The organism is Delftia sp. DS1230 (assembly GCF_040112715.1).
Classification (GTDB): domain Bacteria; phylum Pseudomonadota; class Gammaproteobacteria; order Burkholderiales; family Burkholderiaceae_C; genus Comamonas; species Comamonas tsuruhatensis.
This window is the reverse complement of sequence record NZ_CP157763.1, coordinates 1,489,929-1,511,689: the sequence shown is the minus strand read 5'-3', so window position 1 is coordinate 1,511,689 and position 21,761 is coordinate 1,489,929. Positions and strand designations below refer to the sequence as shown.

The window sequence follows — 21,761 nt, the reverse complement described above, 5'->3', positions numbered from 1 at the left end:
CAGCCTGCAGGGCTTGTTCCCACAGGCCCTGGACCATTCATCCCTGCAGGCAGATGAGGACCAGTCCCAGCACCATCAGAGCCATGCCGATCTTCTCCTGGCGGCTCAGGCTTTCGCTGAGCACGCGGCGCGAGACGATGTAGCTGAACACCACCTCGACCATGCCCAGCGTGCGCACGGGCGCGGCGCCTTGCAGGGCGTAGGCGGTGAACCAGGCCAGCGAGGCGGCCGCGCCCATGCCGCCGGCCAGCAGCGACACGCGCCAGGCGCGGAAGATGGGGCGCAGGCCCTGCGCGTGGGTGCGCGCAATCCAAGCGCCCAGGCCCAGGGTCTGCATGAGCTGGGCAATCAGCACGCCCCAGGCGCCCGACAGCCAGGGAGATATCTCGCCCAGGCGCGCCAGTTCCACGGCGCCGCCCCGGTAGCCCACGGTGGCGATGGCAAAGCAGGCACCGCAGGCCAGGCCGTAGAGCGCCGAGCGGCTGGCCCAGGCCGACAGCGACAGCATCTGGCCGCGCGGCGGCAGCGACAGGATGAGCACGCCCAAGGTGGCCAGCGCCATGGCCAGCAGGGCCACGGCCGTGGGCAGCTCGTGCAGGAAGAGGCCTGCGAACAGGGCGACCTGCAGCACCTCGGTCTTGGACAGGGTGACGGCCACGGCGAAGTTGCGCTCCTTCATGGCCAGCAGCAAGGCCGCCGTGGCCGCTACCTGGAAGAAGGCGCCCAGCGCGATCCAGCCCAGGTAGGCCCAGGAGAACCGGGGCAGCGCCCAGGCCCCGTCCCCTCCCAGGTACAGCGCCAGCAGGTAGATGCCGGCAAACGGCAGGCCGTAGAGAAAGCGCACCAGGGTGGCCGGCAGGGTGCCGAGTTCGGAGGTCAGCGAGCGCTGGGCCGTATTGCGCACAGTCTGGGCGGCTGCGGCGAACAGCACCACGGGCACCCACAGCCAGGTCAGGTCTTGGAGGGAAGAAAGCATGTCGGCAAAAAAGGGAAGGCACCGCCGGCATGGCGCGGGCGACTGAGTGCCGGCCAGCATAGCCGCCGGTCGGGCACCAGGCGCACGCACTTGGAGAAGGCTGCCGCGCCCGGCAGCGAAACAGAGGCCGGCCAGCCAACGCTGCACGCGCGCCCTGCTCTGGCCAGGGCAAGCAGGCTGCGTTGTGCAGCAGCACGGCCGTCGCCAATGGCGAGCGGGCCTGCGCGGCGCGCTACAGGTCGCGCCGGATCAGCGCGCCCTTGAACAGCACCGGTCCCGTGGGCCCGGTCTGGCTGGGCACGCCGCCCTTGGGCTCCAGGCTGATGGCCAGGGCAGGCACGCCCTGGACTTCGGCGGCCGCTGCCGTCAGCTTCACGAGCTTGTCGCGTCCCAGCACGCCCAGCGATTGCGGGCCGCCCTGGGGCGGCAGGGCCCACAGCTGCAGCGATTTGTCTGCGGCCTCGTGGAAGTCGCCCACGCGCTGCAGCACCAGGCTGTTCTTGCCGGGGTCGAAGGTCACGAGCATGGAGGCATCGGCCTTGTCGTCGGCCAGCACGGCCACGTACTGGATCTGGGGCGTTGCCTGCAGCGCGACCTGGGCGGCCTGCAGCTGGTTGCGCAGCACGGCCAGCTGGCGCTCACCGCTTTGGCGCAGGTCCTGGTGCGACCACAGCCCCACGGCCACGGCCGCCACGGTGGCGCAGGCGCCCAGCAGGGCCGCGCCGCGCCACCAGGCCAGGGCACGGCCCACGCCGGATTTCGCGCGTTCGTCCAGGCCTTGCCCATCAACGGCGCGCCGCCGGTGCGGCTGGGCGGCGCGGGCTTTTTCGGCCTGCAGCAGGTTGTCGATGCGGACCCAGACCGCATCGTCGGGGCGCACGGGAGCCTGCATTTCGGACAGGGCCGACCAGCGGCCCTGCCACAGCAGGGCGGCGGCGCGCACCGGGGCCTGGTCACGGGCCAGTTGCTCGAAGCGGCGGCGTGCCGCACCGCGCAGCGTGCCCAGGGCGTATGCGGCGGCCAGCCGGTCCAGCAGTTCGGGGTGTCGGGAAATATTCATGGCAAATCCTTGGGCCGCTCAGAGCATGTCATCTGCATCACGCATGGCGCGAGAGGCAGCGGCGCAACTGCTCCAGGCCGCGCCGGATCCAGGTTTTGACCGTGCCCAGCGGCAACTGCAGCTGGCCGGCCAGTTCGCCGTGGCTGAGGTCACGCAGGTAGGCCAGGCTGACCACCTCGCGCTGGCGGCCTTCCAGCCGCTCCAGGCACTGGTACAGCGCCACCGCCTGCTCGCTGGCCTCGGCCAGTTGCAGCGGGCCCTGGCTTTCATCGCTACCGCCGCCATGGGCCGCCAGTTGCGCCTCATCGAACTCCTCGTTCAGGTGCAGGCGTTCGGCGCGGCGCCGGCGCAGGAAGTCCAGCGCCCTGCTGCGCACCACCAGGCCCATCCAGGCCAGCGGCGGGCTCAGCGAGCCCCGGTAGCCCGAGGCGCTGCGCCAGATGTGCAGGTAGCTGTCCTGCAGCACGTCTTCGGCCCAGTCCTTGTGCCGCAGGATGCGCAGCGCAAGCCCGTACAGCCGGGACGAGGTGGCCTCGTACAGGCTGCGGAGCGCGGGCTCGTCCTGCGCTGCGATGCGGTCCAGAAGGTCCATCAGCTCTTGGTCGGTTGGTGTAGTGCCCATGCACGCATTGTGGGCGAGCGGGCGGCCCCGTGGCCCGCACTGTTGCGTCGCCGCCCCGGGGGGCTTGTCGTGTCCTTCAATCGGCTGCAGGGGTCATATCGGTGGCCTGCAGGGGGTCTGGTACCGGTCTGCCGGCCTGCGCCGGCTCTCACTGGGCAATACGCAGCACATTGCGAACCGGATGCGGATAAATTTTTTTTGCACCCAGGTGAATCCAACCTCACCCATGCTGCGTATTCCGTGTGTCGCGCCCCGGACAGCGGTCCAAGGCGACATCCCTCAACCCCTCGACCTGGAGAACCTCATGAGCTACATCCTCCCCCTCGGCCTGGCCACCATGGCTGCACTGACGCTTGGCGCCTGCTCCTCCATGGACATGAGCAAGAGCTATTCCCAGTCCGGCCTGCCGGCCGCCGTGCAGGTGCCCGCAGGCCACAAGGTCGCCATGGAAACCGTCGGCATCGGTCAGATCACCTACGAGTGCCGCGCCAAGAAGGACCAGGCGATGGAGCAGGAGTGGGCCTTCGTCGGCCCCGATGCCCGCCTGACGGACCGCCAGGGCCGCGTCATCGGCCGCTACTTCGGCCCGCCCGCCACCTGGGCGCACCAGGACGGCTCCAAGGTCACGGCCACCCAGGTCGCGGTGGCGCCGTCCAGCGCAGGCAACATCCCCCTGCAACTGGTCAAGGCCGAACCTGCCACCGGCATGGGCGCCATGCAGGGCGTGACCTATATCCAGCGCGTGGCCACGCGCGGCGGCGTGGCGCCGGCCATGGCCTGCAACAGCTCCACGCTGGGCCAAAAGCAGGTGGTGCAGTACCAGGCCGACTACATCATCTGGAAGGCTTCCTGATCCGCCGCCACCGGTGCCGCTACGGCTGCCCGCCCCCTGCCCCGAAGGCCGAGGGCGGCATGCCGAACTGGCGCCTGAAGGCCAGCGAATAGGCGCTGTGGCTTTCATAGCCGGCCTCCAGCGCCACCTGCACGATGGGCCGGCCGGCCAGCAGGGCCTGCATGGACGACAGCAGCCGCGCGCGCTGCCGCCAGCGGCCGAAACTCAGGCCGGTGGCCTGCAGGAAATGGCGGTGGAAAGTCTTCTCGCCCATGGCCAGCCGTGCGGCCCAGTCGGCGGCCGTGGCGGCCAGGTTTTCAGCCCGTTCACCGCCCTGGCCCACGGCCTGGCCGCCTTCGGCCAGCGCGCGGCAGACAGCCGCCATGCGCGCATCCTGCGGCCAGGGCAGGTGAAATGGCACGACAGGCGGCTGGCGCAATTCCTGCAGCAGCAGTTCGACGACCAGCCGGTTCCTCGTTTCATCCTGTCCACGCTGCGGCGCCGCCGGCCAGCGCGCGACCTCGCTGATCAGCTCGCGCAATAGCGGCGAGACCTCGATCACGCAGTCCGCCACCGGCAGCCCCTGCGCCGCCTGGGCATCCACGAACAGGCTGCGCACCTGCACGGCACCACGCATGCGCAGGCTGTGCGGCACGCCCGAGCACAGCCAGACGCCGCGCGTGGGCGGCACCACCCAGCGCCCGCTGCGCGCGCGCACCTCCAGCACGCCCTGCACGGCATAGAGCAGTTGGCAGCATTCGTGGGAGTGCTCCTGCACTTCCATCCCGGCCGGATAGTCACCGGCCACGCCCGTGACGGGCAAGGGCGCGGCAGCCTGCAGCTCAGGCAGGCCGGCATGGCCACAGGGCACGGCGGGAAGTTCAGCGGCAGTGCGCATGTTTGTCCAGATCCATGGAGAAAATGAGAAATTCTATAAAGACAGACAAATGCCCTGCCCGCAAACTGGCACCCGTTCCCTGTGATTCACCGCCATCGCACCATGCACCGCCTGCCCTCGCCCTCCCTACCATCCCTGGCCCATGGCCGGGGTCCGGGCGCCTGCGCAGGCGCCGCATTTCGCACCGACTCTCCCTGATCCCGGCCTGGCGCAGCTTCCCCACACCGGGAAGCCAGGAGAGCGGGGCTGCCGGCCGATCCGGTGGCTGCATACCCAGCGTTTCCTGCGAGGCCCGCATGCTGAAGAATCCCGCGTCCAGATACCTTCCCTTCCCCGCCGTCGACCTGCCCGACCGCCAATGGCCTTCGCGCCAGCTGAGCCAGGCGCCCGTGTGGCTGTCCACCGACCTGCGCGACGGCAACCAGGCCCTGTTCGAGCCCATGAACCGCGAGCGCAAGCTGCGCCTGTTCCACGAGCTGGTGCGCATAGGCTTCAAGGAGATCGAGGTGGGCTTTCCCTCTGCCTCGCAGACCGACTACGCCATCGTGCGCCACCTGATCGACGAAGGGCTGATCCCCGCCGATGTGACGCCCATGGTCATCACCCAGCTGCGCGAGGACCTGATCCGCGCCACGGTGGACAGCGTGGCCGGCGCGCGGCGCGCCATCGTGCACTTCTACAACGCCGTGGCACCGGCCTGGCGCGAGATCGTCTTCGGCATGCAGGTGCCCGAGATCATCGCCATGGTGGAGCGGCACATCGCCCTGCTGCGCGAACTGACCGATGCCCACCCCGAGACCGAATGGGTTCTGCAGTACTCGCCCGAGACGTTCTGCATGGCCGAGCTGGAGGTATCGCTGGCCGTGTGCAACGCGGCCATCCGCGCCTGGGATGCAGGCCCCGCGCGGCCCATGATCATCAACCTGCCGACCACGGTGGAGGTGAGCACGGCCAATGTCTTCGCCGACCAGATCGAGTGGATGCACCGCCGCCTGGAGCGGCGCGAGCACATCGTGCTGTCCGTGCACCCGCACAACGACCGGGGCACGGGCGTGGCCTGCGCCGAGCAGGCGCTGCTGGCCGGCGCCCAGCGCGTGGAAGGCTGCCTGTTCGGCAATGGCGAGCGCAGCGGCAACCTCGATGTGGTGACGCTGGCGCTCAACCTGTACACGCAGGGCATCGCGCCGGGACTGGACTTCTCGGACATCGCCGCCGTGGCGCGCATTGCGGAGGAATGCACGGCCCTGCCCATCCACCCGCGCCACCCCTATGTGGGCGACCTGGTGTTCACGGCGTTCTCGGGCTCGCACCAGGACGCCATCGCCAAGGGCTTTGCGGCGCAACGGCCCGATGCGCCCTGGCGCGTCCCCTACCTGCCCATCGACCCGCAGGACCTGGGCCGCACCTACGACAGCATCGTGCGCGTCAACAGCCAGTCAGGCAAGGGCGGCATCGCCTTCCTGCTGCAGCGCGACCATGGCGTGACCATGCCCCGGCGCATGCAGGTGGAATTCAGCGCCGTGGTGCAGCGCCAGGCCGACGCCAGCGAGGCCGAGCTGGCCAGTGAAGACCTGTGGGAGCTGTTCGAGTCCACCTACCTCGCACCCCGGCAACTTCCCTGGCGCTACCACAACCACCATCTGTTCGACAGCGCCAAGGGCCAGGGCATTGCGCTGGAAGTGGTGCGGACGGACGGGCTTCGAATGCAGCTGCATGGCGATGGCAGCGGTCCCATCGACGCCGTGGCCGCTGCCATCGGCCAGCACCTGGGCGTGGCGCTGCGCATAGACCACTACGAGGAGCGCAGCCTGGGCCAGGGCGCCGGCGCCACGGCGCTGGCCATCGTCGAGGCCGCCCTGCCCGGCGTGGCGGGCACGCGCTTCGGTGCGGGGCGCCATGCCAACATCGTGACCGCCTCCATCCTGGCGGTGCTGCATGCGGCGGGCCGGCTGGTGGCGGCGCAGCCGGAAAACCGGCGCGTACCTGCCCAAGCCTGAGGCGCAGCCTGAAAGGAAAAAAGGACCGCCGAGGCGGTCCTTTTCTCGTGCAGCTTTTGCCGGTTCAGCGCACGGCGCCCGGATAGGTTCCGGGCAGCAGGATGCTGCGGTCCACGGTATCGATCTGCGTGTGGCCGCAGAAGGCCATGGTGGTCTCCAGCTCCTTCTGGATGATCTGCAGGGCGCGCGTCACGCCATGCTCGCCGTAGGCACCCAGGCCGTAGAGGAAGCTGCGGCCGATCATGGTGCCCTGGGCGCCCAGGGCACGCGCCTTGAGCACGTCCTGCCCGCTGCGGATGCCGCCGTCCATCCAGACCTCGATGTCCTTGCCCGCCGCCTCGGCAATGCCCGGCAGGGCCTCGATGGACGAGGGTGCGCCGTCGAGCTGGCGCCCGCCGTGGTTGCTGACGACGAGCGCGTCGGCGCCGCTGTCGGCCGCCAGGCGCGCGTCCTCGGCGTCCATGATGCCCTTGAGGATGAGCTTGCCGCCCCAGAGCTTCTTGATGCGCTCCACGTCGCCCCAGTTCAGGCTGGGATCGAACTGGCTGGCGGTCCACGACGACAGCGAACTCATGTCGGCCACGCCATCCACATGTCCGACGATGTTGCCGAAGGTGCGGCGCTTGGTGCCCAGCATGCCCAGGCACCAGTGCGGTTTGGTCGCCAGGTTGGCCAGGTTGCGCAGCGTGGGCTTCGGTGGCGTGGACAGGCCGTTCTTGATGTCCTTGTGGCGCTGGCCCAGGATCTGCAGGTCCAGCGTCAGCACCAGGGCCGAGCAGTTGGCCGCGCGGGCACGCTCGATCAGGCGCTCCATGAACCGGCGGTCGCGCATCACATAGAGCTGGAACCAGAACGGATGGCGGCCCGTGTGCTCGGCAATGTCCTCGATGGAGCAGATGCTCATGGTGGACAGCGTGAACGGAATGCCGAAGGCCTTGGCCGCGCGCGCGCCCAGGATCTCGCCGTCGGCATGCTGCATGCCGGTCAGGCCCGTGGGCGCGATGGCCACGGGCATGGCGACCTGCTCGCCGATCATGGTGGTGCGCGTGCTGCGCCCCTCCATGTTCACGGCCACGCGCTGGCGCAGCTTGATCCGGTGGAAGTCGTCCTCGTTGGCGCGGTAGGTGCCCTGGGTGTAGGAGCCCGAATCGGCGTAGTCATAGAACATGCGCGGCACGCGGCGCTGGGCCACGACGCGCAGGTCTTCGATGCAGGTGATTTTGGAAAGGTCGGTGGACACGTTTGCTGGCTTTCTGGAACCCGCATGCCGCGGGACTGCCGAGCATGGTAGTGCCGTGCGCGGGCTCCGGCCACCCGTTCGGGTTTGAAGTGATTTGTGCGCCGATTGAAATTTTCTCTCTCGCAGCCCAACCCAGGGCTAACGCTAGTGCGCCAAACCGCCATGGGAGTAACGATCCGCCCCGCACAACATCCTAAAAACTCTTCAGGAGAAGCTCCTATGGTTTGGCAACAGGTCTACGACCCTCTTTCCAACATGTGGCTGTCCACACTGCTTGCGGCCATTCCGGTCGTGGTCATGCTGGTGGGACTGGGCTTTTTGCACATGAAGGCCCATCTGGCGGCCGGCGCCGGGCTGGTTGCCGCGCTGGTGATCGCGGTCTTCGTCTACAACATGCCGGCCGGCATGGCCGGGCGCGCGGCGCTGTTCGGCGGCTTCACGGGGCTGCTGCCCATCGGCTGGATCGTCCTGAACATCATCTTCCTGCACCAGCTGACAGAGAAGAACGGCAGCTTCAAGATCCTGCAGGACTCCATTGCCGGCATCACCGAGGACAGGCGCATCCAGCTGCTGCTGATCGCCTTCGCCTTCGGCGCCTTCTTCGAGGGCGCGGCCGGCTTCGGCACGCCCGTGGCCGTGACGGCGGCCATCCTCATCGGCCTGGGCTTTTCGCCGCTGGCCGCCTCGGGCCTGTCGCTGATCGCCAATACCGCGCCCGTGGCCTTCGGCGCGCTGGGCACGCCGGTGATCACGCTGGCCAAGGTCCATGGCTACGACCTGATGGAGGTCACGGCCATGGTCGGCCGCCAGCTGCCGTTCTTCTCGGTGCTGGTGCCGTTCTGGCTGATCTGGGCCTTTGCCGGGCGCAAGGCCATGATGGAGATCTGGCCCATCATCCTGGTGACCGGCGTGTCCTTCGCCATTCCGCAGTACCTGGTGTCCAACTTCATCGGACCCGAGCTGGTGGACATCATCGCGGCCATCGTCTCCATGGTCTGCACGGTCGGCTTCCTGCGCATATGGCAGCCCAGGACCATCTGGCGCTCGACCTCGCTCAAGGGCCATGAGAGCAGCGGCGGCGAGGCCCAGGCGCCCCGCGCCGTGACCCAGCACCCGCGCGCCGACGTGATCCGCGCCTGGACGCCCTGGGCCATCCTCACGGTCTTCGTCTTCATCTGGGGCCTGCCCTCGGTCAAGGCGGCGCTCAATGGCCTGTTCGCACCGGCCTTTCCCATGGAAGGCCTGCACAACATGGTCGAGAAGGTGCCGCCCGTGGTGCGCCAGCCCACCAAGGAAGGCGCCATCTACACGCTGAACCTGCTGTCGGCCACGGGCACGGGCATCCTGCTGTCGGCCATCGTGGGCGGCCTGGTCATGAAGTACAACCCCGTGCAACTGGTCAGCCAGTTCGTGCGCACCCTCTGGCTGGTGCGTTATTCGCTCATCACCATCGTGCTGATGCTGGCGCTGGGCACGCTGACGCGCTACTCGGGCACCGACACCACGCTGGGCCTGGCCTTCGCCAACACCGGCGTGTTCTACCCCTTCTTCGGCACGCTGATGGGCTGGCTGGGCGTGGCGCTCACGGGTTCGGACACGGCATCGAACGTGCTGTTCGGCGGCATGCAGAAGGTGGCGGCCGAGCAGCTCGGCCTGTCGCCCAACCTCATGGGCGCGGCCAACAGCTCGGGTGGCGTGATGGGCAAGATGATCGATGCGCAGTCCATCGTCGTCGCCTCCACGGCCACGCGCTGGTTCAACCACGAGGGCGAGATCCTGCGCTACGTGTTCTTCCACTCCGTCGCCCTGGCCTGCCTGATGGGCATCTTCGTGACGCTGCAGGCCTATGTCTGGCCGTTCCGCCTGATGGTCAATTGAGCCTTGCGCATCTGCGCCAGGCCCCAGCCGCCCGCATGCGCCGGGCGGCTTTTTTGCGCCTGGGGTACGCATCGCTGCATCAACAGATGCGCAGCGGCATTTATGGTTGTACCATGCAACCATATTCAAACCCTGCACGGCCCCAAGGAGCACCCATGCCGCAGCACGATCTTTCCCTGGTGGACGACATCCGCGCCGCCTCGCGCCTGATGGTGCGCGAGCTGGGCTTCATGCAGGCCACGCTGGCGGCCACGGACTATCCGCCCTCGGCCGTGCACGCCATCCTGGAGATCGGCGCGCAGGGGTCCATGGCGGCCTCGCAGCTGGCCCAGGCGCTGGGGCTGGAGAAATCCAGCGTCAGCCGCATGGTGCGCAAGCTGGTGGAGGCCGGCGAGCTGAAGGAAACCGCCGATGGCGAGGACGGCCGCGTCAAGCGGCTGGCCCTCACCGCCAAGGGCCGGCGCACGCTGGCCGCCATCGAGGCCTTCGGGCGCCAGCAGGTGACGGCCGCGCTGGACCGCATGCAGCCGCCGCAACAACAGGCGGTCTCGCGCGGGCTGGCCCTCTACGCCCAGGCACTGCAGGCGCATCGGCAGGAGGAGCCCCTGCCCGCACCCGCGCAGATACAGGTCCTGCCCGGATACCGGCCCGGCTGCATCGGCCGCATCGTGGAAATGCATGCGCGCTTCTATGCACGCCACGCAGGTTTCGGCGTCTTCTTCGAAAGCCGCGTGGCCAGCGGCCTGGCCGAGTTCGCTAGCCGGCTGGACAAGCCCTGCAACCAGCTGTGGACGGCGCTGGACGGCGACCGCGTCGTGGGCTCCGTGGCCATCGATGGCGAAGACCTGGCCAAGCACCCCGAGGACCGCCAGGCGCACCTGCGCTGGTTCATCCTGGACGACGGCCTGCGCGGCGCCGGCACGGGGCGCCAGCTGCTGCAGCAGGCCCTGGCGTTCTGCGACCAGCAGGCCTTCGAGGCCACCCAGCTGTGGACGTTCAGCGGCCTGGATGCGGCACGCCGGCTCTACGAATCGTCAGGCTTCACCCTGGCCGAGGAATGGCCGGGCCAGCAATGGGGCGAGACCGTGACCGAGCAGCGCTTCGTACGGGCTCGGCCCTGATGCTGCCCTGAGGCTGCCCTGGGGCCGCACTGCGGCGTTCAGCGCCCGCCCGCGCGCGAAGCCACCACGCCGGCGCCGCGCACCTCCACCTGCACGCTGTCCAGCACCTGCCCCTTGGCATCGACCAGTTCCAGCCGGTGGCGGCCGGGCCAGGGCATCCAGGCGGCGGCAGCACCCCGGCCGATCTCCTTGGGCGGCGGCTCGGCCGCGCCGGGCGCGGCAGTACTGACCATGCGCCAGCGCAGGCTGGCGTCCTGCCATTCCTGCGTGGCGGCCGTGCCTGCCGGGCGGGCCGACAGCTGCACGCGCTGGCGGTCTGGCGGAATGTCGGGGTCCAGCGCGAGGATGGTGCCGTTGGCCGGGCGCGCAATGCGCACGGGCGAGGCGGCCGAAGTCCCGCGTGTTGATGCGGATGCGGCAGGCAGGCCGCTGCCCGCCATGGCGAACAGGCTCTGCTGCGTGCCCGCCACGAACCACTCGCTGCGCGCGCTCTCCAGCGGCAGGCCCGACGCATCGGGACCGAAGCGCACGGCCTGCTGCAGCACGCCCGCCGGCGCCTTGGGCGCGCGGCTGGGCGTGTGGGCGTGCAGGAAGCCCATCACGGCGGCCCAGACAGGTGCCGCGCCGCTGGTGCCGCTGACCGAGTGCATGGCCTCGCCGCGCGCATTGCCCACCCACACGCCCACGGTGTAGCGCTGCGACCAGCCCACGGCCCAGTTGTCGCGCATGTCCTTGCTGGTGCCGGTCTTGACGGCCGTCCAGAAGCGCGTGGCCAGCACGCTGTCGGTGCCGAAGGTGGGCGCGCGCGCCATGGGATCGGACAGGATGTCGCCCACGATGAAGGCCGCGCGTGCGTCGATGGCCTGCACGGGCGCAGCCGGCTTTTGCGCTGCGGACCCCGCGCCCGTGGGCTGCGCCGCCCAGCGCACGGGCGTCAGCTGCCCGCCGTTGGCCAGGGCGCGGTAGGCGTTGGTGAGCTGCAGCAGCGGCACCTCGGCACTGCCCAGCGCCAGGCTGAAGCCGTGGTAGCCGCCGCTTTCGCGCAGCGGCAGGCCCAGGCGCTGCAGTTGCGAGAAGAAGGCATCGGGCGTGACCATGACCAGGGTGCGCACGGCCGGCACGTTGAGCGACGACGCCAGCGCCGTGCGCGCCGAGACCCAGCCCTTGAAGCGCCGGTCGTAGTTCTGCGGGATGTAGAGCCCGTTCTGCGTGGGAATGTGGGCCGATGAATCCTCGATCAGCGAGGCCGCCGTCAGCCGCCGCTCGGCAATCGCCTGGGCATAGAGAAAGGGCTTGAGGGTGGAGCCGGGCTGGCGCATGGCCGTGACGCCATCCACCTCGGCCGCCTGGCTCAATTCGCCCGACGAGCCCACCCAGGCCAGCACCTCGCCCGTGGCGTTGTCCAGCACGACGATGGCGCCGTCCTCCACGTTGCGGCCCTGCAGCTCGCGCAGTTGCTGCTGCAGGCTTTGCACGGCAAAGCGCTGCACGGGCGCGCTCAGCGTGGAGCGCACGCGGGCCTGGCCTTTGGACTGCGGCTCGGCCAGCAGGCGGCGCGCCAGGTGGGGGGCCTGGCCTTCGCTGGCCGCCCATTGCCGGCGCAGCAGCACGCTGGCGGTGAGCAGTTCCATGGCCGTGCAGTCGCGCGCCGCCGCATCCTCGGGCGCCAGCGACTGCAGCACGCCGCAGGCGCGCCGGCCCACGCGCTCGGGCGAGGCGTTGGGGGCACGCACCAGGGCGGCGGCAATGGCGGCCTCTCGCGCGTCCAGCCCGTGCGCGGCCTTGCCGAACAGGGTGCGCGACAGCGCATCGATGCCCACGATCTCGCCCCGGAAGGGCACCAGGTTCAGGTAGGCCTCCAGGATCTGGTCCTTGCGCCAGCGCCGGTCCAGCACCTGGGCCGACACGGTCTGGCCCAGTTTCTGCACCACGCTGCGCCCGCCCGGGCCCTGGCGCCAGTCGCCGTCCAGCAGGCCCGCCAACTGCATGGTGATGGTGCTGGCGCCGCGCGTGCGCTGGTTCCAGAGGTTGCCCCAGGCGGCGGCGGACACGGCCGCCCAGTCCACGCCGCTGTGCTCGTAGAAGCGCTTGTCCTCGCTGAGCACCAGGGCCGTGCGCAGCGCGGGCGAGATGTCGGCCAGGGCCACCCAGTCGCCACGGCGCACGCTGGCGTCTGTGCGCTGGCGCTGCAGCACCTCGCCCTCGCGCGAGAGCAGTTCGGTCTCGGAGGAGCGGTGGCCTTCGCGGACTTCGGAAAAGCTGGGCAGCGCCTGGGCGGCACCGGCCGCCGCGAACAGCAGCGCGGCCGCCAGGGCCGCGCGGGGAAGACGCATGAAGGGGGAAGGTCGCCGGGATTCGATCATGGAGCCGGCATTGTCCGCCTTTGGGCCAGCGGCTCAGGAAGAATGGCGTATGCCCTTCTTGAGCTTGAAGGACAGCAGCACCATGAGCACGCCGAAGACCACCGCATACGTGGCCAGCACCCAGAGCATGGCCATCATGCCCGCGCCCGGCTGGGCCAGCACGAAGGCGCCGAACAGCACGGACAGCACCCCGCCCAGGATCAGCAGCCACTCGCCCGTGATCTCCTTGCGCAGCCGCACGGCCGCCACGATCTGCAGCAGGCCCGTGACCAGGGCCCAGGCGCCGATGTACAGCGTCATGACCAGGGCCGTGACGCCGGGCGCGACCACCGTTAGCACGCCCACCACCACGCCGGCCAGACCCCACAGCAGCAGCACCCACCAATGGCGCATCTGGTCGCGCCCCTGGATGGCCGAATACACGCCCAGCAGGCCATCGACGAAGGTGAAGGCACCGAAGGTCAGCACCAGCGCCGCCAGCGATACCGCCGGCTGCGCCCAGGTCAGCACGCCGAAGGCGATGGCGACCAGGCCGCGCAGCAGCAGCACCCACCAGGTGCGGTGAAGAATCGTGGACAGCGGATTGGGGCTCATGGATGCTCCTTCAAAACAGTCCCCATGACCTTGGAGCAGGCCTGCGGCACTGTCTGTAGGCCAAGGCCGGCTTGGCGGCGGTCCCTGACCTGGATCAATCCAGCTGCAGCAGCACGGGCTGGTGGTCGGAGAGCCTTGTGTCGCTGTCCACGGCCCAGCCGCGCACATGGCCGCGCAGGCTGTCGCTGACCCAGGCGAAATCGCAGGCGCCGGGCTCGGGGCCCCACTGGCGGTCGAACAACCGGAAGGTGGGCGGCTGGGGCTGGTCCGGGTGCAGCACGCTCCAGCTGTTGTGCCACTGGCCGGCGCTCAGGGCGCCCTGCTCGCCGGCCACCCAGGGGGCGGACAGGCCGGCGTATTCGTCCTCGTGCGGCTCGAAGTTGAAGTCGCCGCAGAGCACGGCATGCGTCGTGTGGGGCTTGGTCTGCTGGGGCGAGCCGTCGCTGGCGGGCTGGGGCGGCGCCTCGGCCTGGCCCAGGGCCTCGATCTGCAGGGAACGCAGCGCCAGCGCCTGGGCCATGCGCTGGCGGCGCGAGAAATATTCGAGGTGGGTGCTCATCACGCGCACGGGGCCCAGTGCGGCATCCATCACGGTCACTGCCGTGCAGCAGCGCGGCATGCTGCGCACGCCGCCATCGTGCGGATACGGCAGGCGGTGATGGGCCACCTGCAGAGCAGGCAGGCGCGTGGCCACCAGGTTGCCGAAGCGCTGCCGGCCCACGGCCGTGAATTCGTCCACGGCCGCGCCGAAGAAGACCTTCCAGCCTTCGGGCAGGGCCGCGCGCACCTGCTCCACCTGGTCGCCGGGCGCGCCCTGCAGGCCCGGATAGTGGATGGCGATTTCCTGCAGGCACAGCACGTCGATATCGGCCATGGACAGCGCATGCGCCACGATGCGCTCCGGGTCCATGCGGCCGTCCAGGCCCAGGCACCATTGGGTGTTCCAGGTGAGGATCTGCATCATGCGGGCAGCGGCTCGCGCAGCTGGAACAGGTTGCCTTCGGGATCCATGGCGTTGCACACGCGAAAGCCCGGGCCCTGCCAGGACTGCTCCCACAGCTGGCCGCCATGGGCGATGACCAGGGGGCGCACGGCCGCAAAGCTTTTCACGGTGGCAAAGAACTTGATGGCCACGTTCTCGCGCGGCTGGGGTGGCTCGGTGATGGTGATGTGCCGCGCAATCGCCTCGGGAATGGCGTGCAGCACCAGTTGCAGGTCCGGCGACTGCAGCACCATGAGCTCGCTCGTGTGGTGCAGCATGCGCATGGCCAGCACCTCCATGTAGAACAGCGCCAGCCTGTCGGGCTGCTTGGCGTAGATGAACAGGCCGGCGCTAGCGGGTCCGGACATGGTGAACCTCGGCATTGAAAGCAGGGAAGAGTGACTTTAGCACCGCCGTCACTTGATCCCCGCACGCATGAAGCTCTGCACGAACTGGCGCTGGAACAGCACGAAGGCCACCAGCAGCGGGCCCGAGCTCATCAGCGTGGCGGCCGTGATGGTGGCCCATTCCACGCCAGACTCCACGCTGGAGAACACCTGCAGCCCCACGGTAAGCGGCCGCGCCTGCACGCTGTTGGTGATGATCAGCGGCCACAGGAAGTTGTTCCAGTGAAAGCTCACCGACACCAGCGCAAACGCCAGGTACACGGGCCGCGCCAGCGGCACGTAGACGCGCCACAGGATCTGCAGGGTGCTGGCACCCTCCACCCGCGCGGCCTCGTCCAGTTCCCGGGGAATGCCCAGGAAGGTCTGGCGCAGCAAAAAGATCGCGAAGGCCGATGCGAAGTACGGCAGGCCTATGCCCAGCAGCGTATCGACGGCGCCCAGTCGCGACACGGTCTGGTAGTTCGCCACCAGCAGGATGTCCGGCATGATCATCAGCTGCACCAGCACCAGCGCAAAGGCCAGGCCCTGGCCGCGAAAGCGGTAGCGTGCAAAGGCATAGGCCGCCAGCGTGCCCAGCACCAGCTGGGCCGCCAAAATCATGACCACCAGCACGGCCGTGTTCAGGAAATAGCGCGCAAAGGGCGCGGCCTGCCAGGCACGGCGAAAGTTCTCCAGCGTCCAGGGCGCGGCCAGGTCGAAGCGTGCCGAGTATTCGGGCGGATGGAAGGCCGTCCAGAACGCATAGGCCAGCGGCAGTATCCACAGCAGGGCCAGCAGCCAGGCGGCCAGCGTATCCAGCCAGGTGGCGCCGTACAGCGCGGGCGGCGCATGGCGCGGGGCAATGGGTGCGGCGCTCATTGGTAGTGCACCTTCTTGTCGAGCACGAAGAACTGCAGCAGCGCCACGGCCGCAAGCACCACGACCAGCACCACGGTGATGGCCGCCGCATAGCCCGTGTCCCAGAACTTGAAGCCCACTTCGTACAGGTGATAGAGCAGCAGCGTGGAGGCGTTGTCCGGCCCGCCGCGCGTGAGGATGAAGAGATGGTCCACCAGGCGGAAGGCATTGATCACCGCATTGACCAGCACGAACAGCGTGGTCGGCATCAGCAGCGGCCACTGCACGCGGCGCAGGAAGTACCAGCGCGAGGCGCCTTCGATGGCCGCAGCTTCCCTGAGGCTGGGATTGAGCGTCTGCAGCGCGGCCAGGTAGAAGATCATGAAAAAGCCCGCCTCCTTCCACACCGCCACCACGGTCACGCAGGCCAGCGCCGTGGACGGGTCGCCCAGCCAGTTGTGCGCGGGAAGGCCCAGTGCGCCGCGCAGCTGCTCCAGCAGACCGTACTGCGGCGTGTAGAAGAACAGCCAGATGTTGGCCACGGCAATCATGGGCAGCACCGTGGGCGTGAAATACGCCATGCGCACGAAGGCGCGGCCGGCCAGCCTCTCGTTGACCCACAGCGCCATGGCCAGCGCCAGCGCCATGGACAGCGGAATCGTGGCCGCCGCAAACCACAGGTTGTTGCGCACGGCCTGCCAGAACACCGGGTCGTCCACCATGACGGCGTAGTTCTCCAGCCCCACCCATGGCCCCGGCTGGCCGCCGCGCGGCGTGGCATGCAGGCTGTCGATCAGCGTGGCCACGGCCGGCCAGTGCGTGAAGGCCACCAGCAGCACCAGCGCCGGCAGCAGCATCAGCCAGGCATGGACGGCCTGGCGGCCGCTCGCAAAAGAGGAGGAAGCGTGGCTCATGCGGTCAACGGCGCGAGGCCATCACTTGTAGCGGCGCAGGATGCGGTCGGCCTCCCTTTGCGCATCCTGCAGGGCCTGGGCCGAGGTCTTGCTGCCGTTGAGGGCGGCCTGCACGGCGTCGTTGAGCACCTTGGTCACGCGCTGGTTCTCATGCGTGGAGAACTCGGCCACCGACACGGGCAGCTGGTCGCGCGCCACCAGGGCCTGCGGGAAGTCCTGGCCGTACTTCTTGAGCGCGGGCGTGTCATAGGCGGCGGGCGAGACGGCCACGTAGCCGCTGTCCATGCTCCACTGCGCGGCCAGCGGGGGCTGGGTGACCCACTTCATGAACTGGAAGGCCGCCTCCTGCTGCTCCCTGGGCGCCTTCTTGAACAGGTAGAAGTTGCCCCCGCCCGTGGGCGAGCCCTTGCGCACATTGCCTGCGATCTGGCCCACGCCGAAGTCGAATTTGGCATTGGCACGGATATTGGTCAGGTTGCCCGTGGTGGTGACGATGATGGCGGCCTTCTTTTCCATGAAGTCCTTGGGCGTCGTGCCCCACTCCACCACGCCGGCAGGGTGCACGCCTTCCCTGACCAGGCCCACCCAGAAGTCCAGCGCCTCCACTACCTTGGGGCTGTCCAGCGTGACCTGGGTGCCGGCCTCGTTGGCCAGCAGCACGTCGTTGGGCGTGGTCAGCGTCTGCAGCATCCAGTAGGCAAAGCCCGTGGACGGGATCTGTATGCCGTACTGCACGACCTTGCCGCTGGCGTCCTTCTTCGTCAGCCTGTGGGCGGCGTCCTTGAGTTCCTTCCAGTTCTGAGGCGCCTTGTTCGGGTCCAGGCCGGCTTCCTTGAAGGCTTCCTTGTTGTAGTACATGACCACGGTGGAACGCTGGAAGGGCACGCCCCAGGTCTTGCCGCCCGCCTGGCTGTTGGCCATGAAGGCCGGGTAGAAGCCCTTGAGCCAGGCCCGGTCGGCATCGGTCTTCACGAAGTCGTCGATGGGGGCGATGGCGTCCTCGTCGATCAGCGTGAACATGTCGGTGGACAGCAGCACCGAGGTGGCCGGCGGCTTGCCCGACTTGTGGGCCGTCAGCGCCTTGACGATGGTCTCCTGGTAGGTGCCCGCATAGACGGGCGTGATCCGGTACTGCGGATGGGCCTTGTTGAACTCAGCCGCATAGCCGTCGATCACCTTGGTGATGGGGCCACCCACGGCCACGGGAAAGTAGAACGGCACCTCCAGCGGCGTCTGCGCGCTGGCGGTGTGCAGCAGGCCCGTGGCGGCCAGGGCGGCAGCGGCTGCGAGGGTTTTGAGGAAGGCATGGCGTTGCATGGCGGACTCTCCTGGAAGGTGCTTCGGGTGCGAAAGCCGGAACGGCTGAAACGGTGGAACTGCGGAGGAAGATAGGAGCGGTGCCACGGCCTCAGGCCGTGCAGCGCCGCCCCTGTTCGTCAAAGAAATGCGTGGCCTCGCGCGCCCAGCGCAGGCCCACGAGCTGGCCCGGCTGCAGGCCGCCGAGCTGGCTGCCAGCGGTGCGCACCATCAGTTGTTCGCTGCCCACACGGCAGCGCAGCACCAGGTCGGCGCCCAGGTATTCGAGGCTCTCGATGTCGGCAGCCACCACGGGGCCGCTGCCGACATCGCCATGGAGCGACAGGCGCATGTCCTCGGGCCTGACGCCCAGCCAGCGCGCCTGGCCCGGCTGCTGCAGGCCGGCGGGCGCGGCGCTGGCATGGCTGCCCGCGATGTGCAGGCCGTCGAGGCGCGCGATGTTCATGGCCGGCGTGCCGATGAAGCGCGCGGCAAAGGTGGTGGCGGGCCGGCGGTAGATCTCCTGGGGCGCGGCGCACTGCTCCACGCGCCCCTGGCTGAGCAGCACCACCTGGTCGGCCATGCCCATGGCCTCGGCCTGGTCGTGCGTGACATAGACCACGGTCAGGCCCAGGCGCCGCTGCAGCTCGCGCAGCTCGGTGCGCATTTCCTGGCGCAGCTGGGCGTCGAGGTTGGACAGGGGCTCATCCATCAGGCAGACCCGGGCGCGGGCCACCAGGGCGCGGCCCAGCGCCACGCGCTGCTGCTGGCCGCCCGACAGCTGGCCGGGCCGGCGCGCCAGCAGCGCGTCCAGGCCCAGCAGCGCAGCGGCCTCGTCGATGCGCCGGCGTGCCTCGGCCGCCGGGACCTTGCGCACGGACAGGCCGAAGCCGATGTTCTGCGCCACCGTCAGGTGCGGGAACAGCGCGTAGTTCTGGAACACCATGGCAATGCCGCGCCGAGCGGGCGGCAGTTGGGTGACATCCTGCCCATCGATGCGCACACGGCCCGAGGTGGCGCTTTCCAGGCCCGCGATGATGCGCAGCGTAGTGGACTTGCCGCAGCCCGAGGGACCGAGCAGCACGCAAAAGGATCCGGGTTCAATGCGCAGATCCAGCGCCTGCAGTGCCGTGGTGCCGCCCCAGGACTTGGCGACACCTTCCATCTCGATCAAGGACATCACGCCAGTCTAGGAAGGCTGTGTGACAGGCCCGTGTCGCGCCACCGGACTGGCGCCCCGCGCAGCTCAGGCAGCAGGGTGCCGTCTGTGCCAGTCCGTGGCCTGCTGGAACGCCCAGCCCGCGCGCACCAGCAGGTCTTCGCGGAAGTCGGGGGCCACGAACTGGAAGGCCACGGGCGCGCCCTCGGGAGTGCGTCCGCCGGGCAGCGTGATCGTGGGGCTGCCCGTGAGGTCGAAGGGGCAGGTGTAGCGCAGCATGCCCGAGAACAGCTCGGCATCGGAGCCGAAATGCGCCATGCGCTGCAGCGTGGGGGCCGCAAAGGCCGTGGCGGGGACCAGCAGCAGGTCCACCTGCGCGAAGAGTGCACGCACCCGGCCCGTGAAGTCCGCGCGGCGCAGCAGCAGCCGCTGGTAGTCGGTGGCGGACAGGCCCAGCCCCAGGTCGATCAGCCCGGCGAGCCCGGGGCCATAGGCCTCGCGCCGTGCAGGGAACGTGGCGCCGTGCGCCACGGCGGTCTCCACCGCGCACAGCGCCGGCCAGTCCTCCACCGCCTGGGTGGCATCAGGAAAGCGGACCTCCTGCACGCTGGCACCCAGGCGCTGCGCCACCGCCAGGGCCTGCTCCACCGCCTGGCGGGAGGGGGCATCCACGCCGTCCAGGGCCCATTGCCGGTCCATGCCCAGGCGCAGGCCGGAGAATCCGCGCGTCATCATGGCCAGATAGTCGGGCACGCTGCACTGGCTGGCCGTAGGGTCCAGCGGGTCCGCCCCGGCGATGGCCGCGAGCATGGCTGCGGCATCGGCGGCACTGCGCGCCATCGGGCCTATGTGGTCCAGGGACGCGGCCAGTTCGAAGGCGCCGTGGCGGCTCACCCTGCCCCAGGTGGGCTTGAGCCCCGTGATGCCGTTGGCGGCCGATGGAAAGCGGATGGAGCCCCCGGTGTCCGTGCCCAGCGATCCGAAGCACAGCCCCGCCGCCGTGGCCACGCCCGAGCCGCTGGACGAGGCCCCGGGCCATAGCTGGGCGCCCCAGGGGTTGACAGGGGCAGTGATCTCGGGATGGTGGTCGGCGAAGGCGCCTTCGGTCTGCTGCAGCTTGCCCAGGATGACGGCGCCGGCCTCGCGCAGCCTGCGCACCACGGTGGCATCTTCCGTGGGGCGATGGTCGCGGTGCAGCGTCATTCCATGCGTGGTGGGGACGCCCCGGGTCCACAGCAGGTCCTTGAGCGCCAGCGGCACGCCGTGCAGCGCACCGCGGCGGCGGCCCTGCGCGATCTCGGCGTCGGCGCGGCGGGCGTCCTCCAGCGCCTGCTGCGCCATCACCGTCACGTAGCTGTGCAGCCGCGCGTCCACGGCCTCGATGCGCGCCAGCATGTGGCGGGTCACCTCTTCCGAGGAAATGCGGCGGGACTGGATCTCGCGCCCCACCTCCAGCAGTTCGAGATGGTGCAGTTCGCTGTCGTTCATGGCATGTCTCCCGGCGCCCGGCTCCGGGGCGCCACCGTTGTTGCACTGGAAAAGCCGCACGGGACGCACGGCAGGCCCATGCTAGGGAGCCGGCGGCACCGACGCTTGTTCGGGAGGGTCAGCGACCTTGCTCAGGCGGCCAGCAGGCTGCGGGGCGTGCAGCCGAACGCCTTGCGAAAGGCTCGGCTGAAGTGCGCCGCATCGGAGAACCCATGCGCGAAGGCCGCCTCGGTCACGCTGGAGCAGCGCCCCTGCATCAGGGCCTGGCGGCTGGCCTGCAACCGCAGCTGCCATACCAGGCCCATGGGCGTCTGGTTGTGCCGCGCAAAGGCCCGCGTCACGGTACGGGGCGAGACGTTGTGCTGCTGCGCCAGCCATTGCAGCGACAGCTCGGGCGAGCCCAGGTTGTCCTGGATGAACGCCTGGATGCGGCCATGCAGGTCCCGTTCCGAGCGGGGCTGCACGGCCATTTCCTGCATCTCCAGCGCCAGGGCCAGCACGTCGAGCAGCGCCATGCCGAAGCGCTGCGCCAAGGCATCACCGTGCGGCGCAGGCGGCATGGCCATGGCCTCGCCGAGCATGGCCCGCAGCGGCGCCACGGCCGGGGCATGGCCATGCAGCGCCCGGCCCGCGTGCAAGGGTGCACGGGCAAAGCGATTCAACAATTCGCTGCGCGGAATGCGCATCAGCAGGATATCGCGGGGCGCCACCGAGAATTCGAAAGGCTGCGCAGCGTCATAAAGCACCAGATTGCCCGCACTCAGCCGGGCCACTTGCCCGCCCTGGCGCACCTCGGCCTGGCCCTGGAGCAGATAGCCCAGCCACAGCTCGTCGCGGGCATGCAGGCGCAGGTGGGCTGCGTTGCGCACCCAGCGGTGGCTGGGCGCCGACATGGCACTGATCTCCAGCAGTCCCAGGGACCGCACGGACAGCGTGGCCCCGAAGCCGCCGGGACCGGCACCATCCCCCTGCGCGCGGTGGCTGTCGGCCGGGATGCAGTGGCGGCAGACCACCTCGTGCCAGTAGTCGAAACGATGGCGTGGCTCCTGCGAATGGGTAGAGTATTCGAGCTGCATGGCAGCGCCCAGTATCCGCAG

At 69.4% G+C, this 21,761-nt stretch carries 19 protein-coding genes; 4 read left to right on the top strand and 15 right to left on the bottom strand.

Annotated elements, in window-relative coordinates; genetic code table 11:
- Positions 1-37: 37 nt before the first annotated feature.
- From AAN986_RS06775 to AAN986_RS06765, 3 genes are all read right to left on the bottom strand, one after another.
- Complete coding sequence (locus tag AAN986_RS06775; protein ID WP_017404187.1) at positions 38-976, bottom strand: DMT family transporter; 939 nt, start codon at positions 974-976, stop codon at positions 38-40.
- A gap of 232 nt (positions 977-1,208) precedes the next feature.
- A complete protein-coding gene (locus tag AAN986_RS06770; RefSeq protein ID WP_016451141.1) occupies positions 1,209-2,036 on the bottom strand; it encodes an anti-sigma factor in 828 nt (275 codons plus the stop codon).
- Between the two features lie 37 nt (positions 2,037-2,073).
- Positions 2,074-2,658, bottom strand: a complete 585-nt coding sequence (locus AAN986_RS06765) for a sigma-70 family RNA polymerase sigma factor (protein WP_016447833.1) — start codon at positions 2,656-2,658, stop codon at positions 2,074-2,076.
- A 304-nt stretch (positions 2,659-2,962) separates the two neighbouring features.
- Here AAN986_RS06765 and AAN986_RS06760 point away from each other — a divergent pair, with 304 nt between their 5' ends.
- Complete coding sequence (locus AAN986_RS06760; protein WP_016447834.1) at positions 2,963-3,511, top strand: DUF3455 domain-containing protein; 549 nt, start codon at positions 2,963-2,965, stop codon at positions 3,509-3,511.
- A gap of 19 nt (positions 3,512-3,530) precedes the next feature.
- On the opposite strand, the gene AAN986_RS06755 is transcribed toward AAN986_RS06760, so the two are convergent.
- On the bottom strand, positions 3,531-4,388 hold the full coding sequence (locus AAN986_RS06755; protein ID WP_034366348.1) for a helix-turn-helix transcriptional regulator: 858 nt from the start codon (positions 4,386-4,388) through the stop codon (positions 3,531-3,533).
- A gap of 296 nt (positions 4,389-4,684) precedes the next feature.
- Between AAN986_RS06755 and AAN986_RS06750 the strand changes: the two genes are divergently transcribed.
- Positions 4,685-6,385 (top strand): 2-isopropylmalate synthase, encoded by a 1,701-nt coding sequence (locus AAN986_RS06750; RefSeq protein ID WP_047217390.1) that lies wholly within the window; start codon positions 4,685-4,687, stop codon positions 6,383-6,385.
- Between the two features lie 64 nt (positions 6,386-6,449).
- Here AAN986_RS06750 and AAN986_RS06745 read toward each other — a convergent pair whose 3' ends face one another.
- Positions 6,450-7,625, bottom strand: a complete 1,176-nt coding sequence (locus AAN986_RS06745) for an alpha-hydroxy acid oxidase (RefSeq protein WP_016447837.1) — start codon at positions 7,623-7,625, stop codon at positions 6,450-6,452.
- A 219-nt stretch (positions 7,626-7,844) separates the two neighbouring features.
- On the opposite strand from AAN986_RS06745, the gene AAN986_RS06740 reads away from it, so the two are divergent.
- Positions 7,845-9,503 carry an L-lactate permease gene (locus AAN986_RS06740; RefSeq protein WP_047217391.1) on the top strand — a complete coding sequence of 553 codons (1,659 nt, stop codon included), beginning with the start codon at positions 7,845-7,847 and terminating at the stop codon, positions 9,501-9,503.
- Between the two features lie 155 nt (positions 9,504-9,658).
- Entirely contained in the window at positions 9,659-10,624 is a 966-nt protein-coding gene (locus AAN986_RS06735; protein ID WP_047469248.1) for a bifunctional helix-turn-helix transcriptional regulator/GNAT family N-acetyltransferase, read from the top strand.
- Between the two features lie 38 nt (positions 10,625-10,662).
- Here the strand turns inward: AAN986_RS06735 and pbpC are convergent, their stop codons facing one another.
- From pbpC to AAN986_RS06685, 10 genes are all read right to left on the bottom strand, one after another.
- The gene (gene pbpC, locus AAN986_RS06730; protein WP_241150320.1) at positions 10,663-12,957 is read right to left on the bottom strand and encodes a penicillin-binding protein 1C; all 2,295 of its coding nucleotides are present in this window, start codon (positions 12,955-12,957) and stop codon (positions 10,663-10,665) included.
- A 63-nt stretch (positions 12,958-13,020) separates the two neighbouring features.
- A complete protein-coding gene (locus tag AAN986_RS06725) occupies positions 13,021-13,581 on the bottom strand; it encodes an HdeD family acid-resistance protein (RefSeq protein ID WP_012207099.1) in 561 nt (186 codons plus the stop codon).
- Between the two features lie 94 nt (positions 13,582-13,675).
- On the bottom strand, positions 13,676-14,545 hold the full coding sequence (locus tag AAN986_RS06720; RefSeq protein WP_047217394.1) for an endonuclease/exonuclease/phosphatase family protein: 870 nt from the start codon (positions 14,543-14,545) through the stop codon (positions 13,676-13,678).
- Positions 14,542-14,931, bottom strand: a complete 390-nt coding sequence (locus AAN986_RS06715; RefSeq protein ID WP_047217395.1) for a glyoxalase/bleomycin resistance/dioxygenase family protein — start codon at positions 14,929-14,931, stop codon at positions 14,542-14,544. The genes AAN986_RS06720 and AAN986_RS06715 overlap by 4 nt, the downstream gene beginning before the upstream one ends.
- A 48-nt stretch (positions 14,932-14,979) precedes the next feature.
- Positions 14,980-15,828: a carbohydrate ABC transporter permease gene (locus tag AAN986_RS06710; protein WP_016447843.1), complete on the bottom strand. Its 849-nt coding sequence runs from the start codon at positions 15,826-15,828 to the stop codon at positions 14,980-14,982.
- Positions 15,825-16,721 carry a sugar ABC transporter permease gene (locus AAN986_RS06705; protein ID WP_047217396.1) on the bottom strand — a complete coding sequence of 299 codons (897 nt, stop codon included), beginning with the start codon at positions 16,719-16,721 and terminating at the stop codon, positions 15,825-15,827. Before AAN986_RS06705 ends, AAN986_RS06710 begins: the two co-directional genes overlap by 4 nt.
- A 21-nt stretch (positions 16,722-16,742) precedes the next feature.
- On the bottom strand, positions 16,743-18,038 hold the full coding sequence (locus AAN986_RS06700) for an ABC transporter substrate-binding protein (RefSeq protein WP_047217397.1): 1,296 nt from the start codon (positions 18,036-18,038) through the stop codon (positions 16,743-16,745).
- A 91-nt stretch (positions 18,039-18,129) separates the two neighbouring features.
- Positions 18,130-19,197, bottom strand: a complete 1,068-nt coding sequence (locus AAN986_RS06695; RefSeq protein ID WP_047217398.1) for an ABC transporter ATP-binding protein — start codon at positions 19,195-19,197, stop codon at positions 18,130-18,132.
- A gap of 66 nt (positions 19,198-19,263) precedes the next feature.
- Positions 19,264-20,664 (bottom strand): amidase, encoded by a 1,401-nt coding sequence (locus AAN986_RS06690; RefSeq protein WP_034396725.1) that lies wholly within the window; start codon positions 20,662-20,664, stop codon positions 19,264-19,266.
- 131 nt (positions 20,665-20,795) lie between these two features.
- Positions 20,796-21,740, bottom strand: a complete 945-nt coding sequence (locus tag AAN986_RS06685) for a helix-turn-helix domain-containing protein (RefSeq protein ID WP_047217399.1) — start codon at positions 21,738-21,740, stop codon at positions 20,796-20,798.
- Positions 21,741-21,761 lie beyond the last annotated feature (21 nt).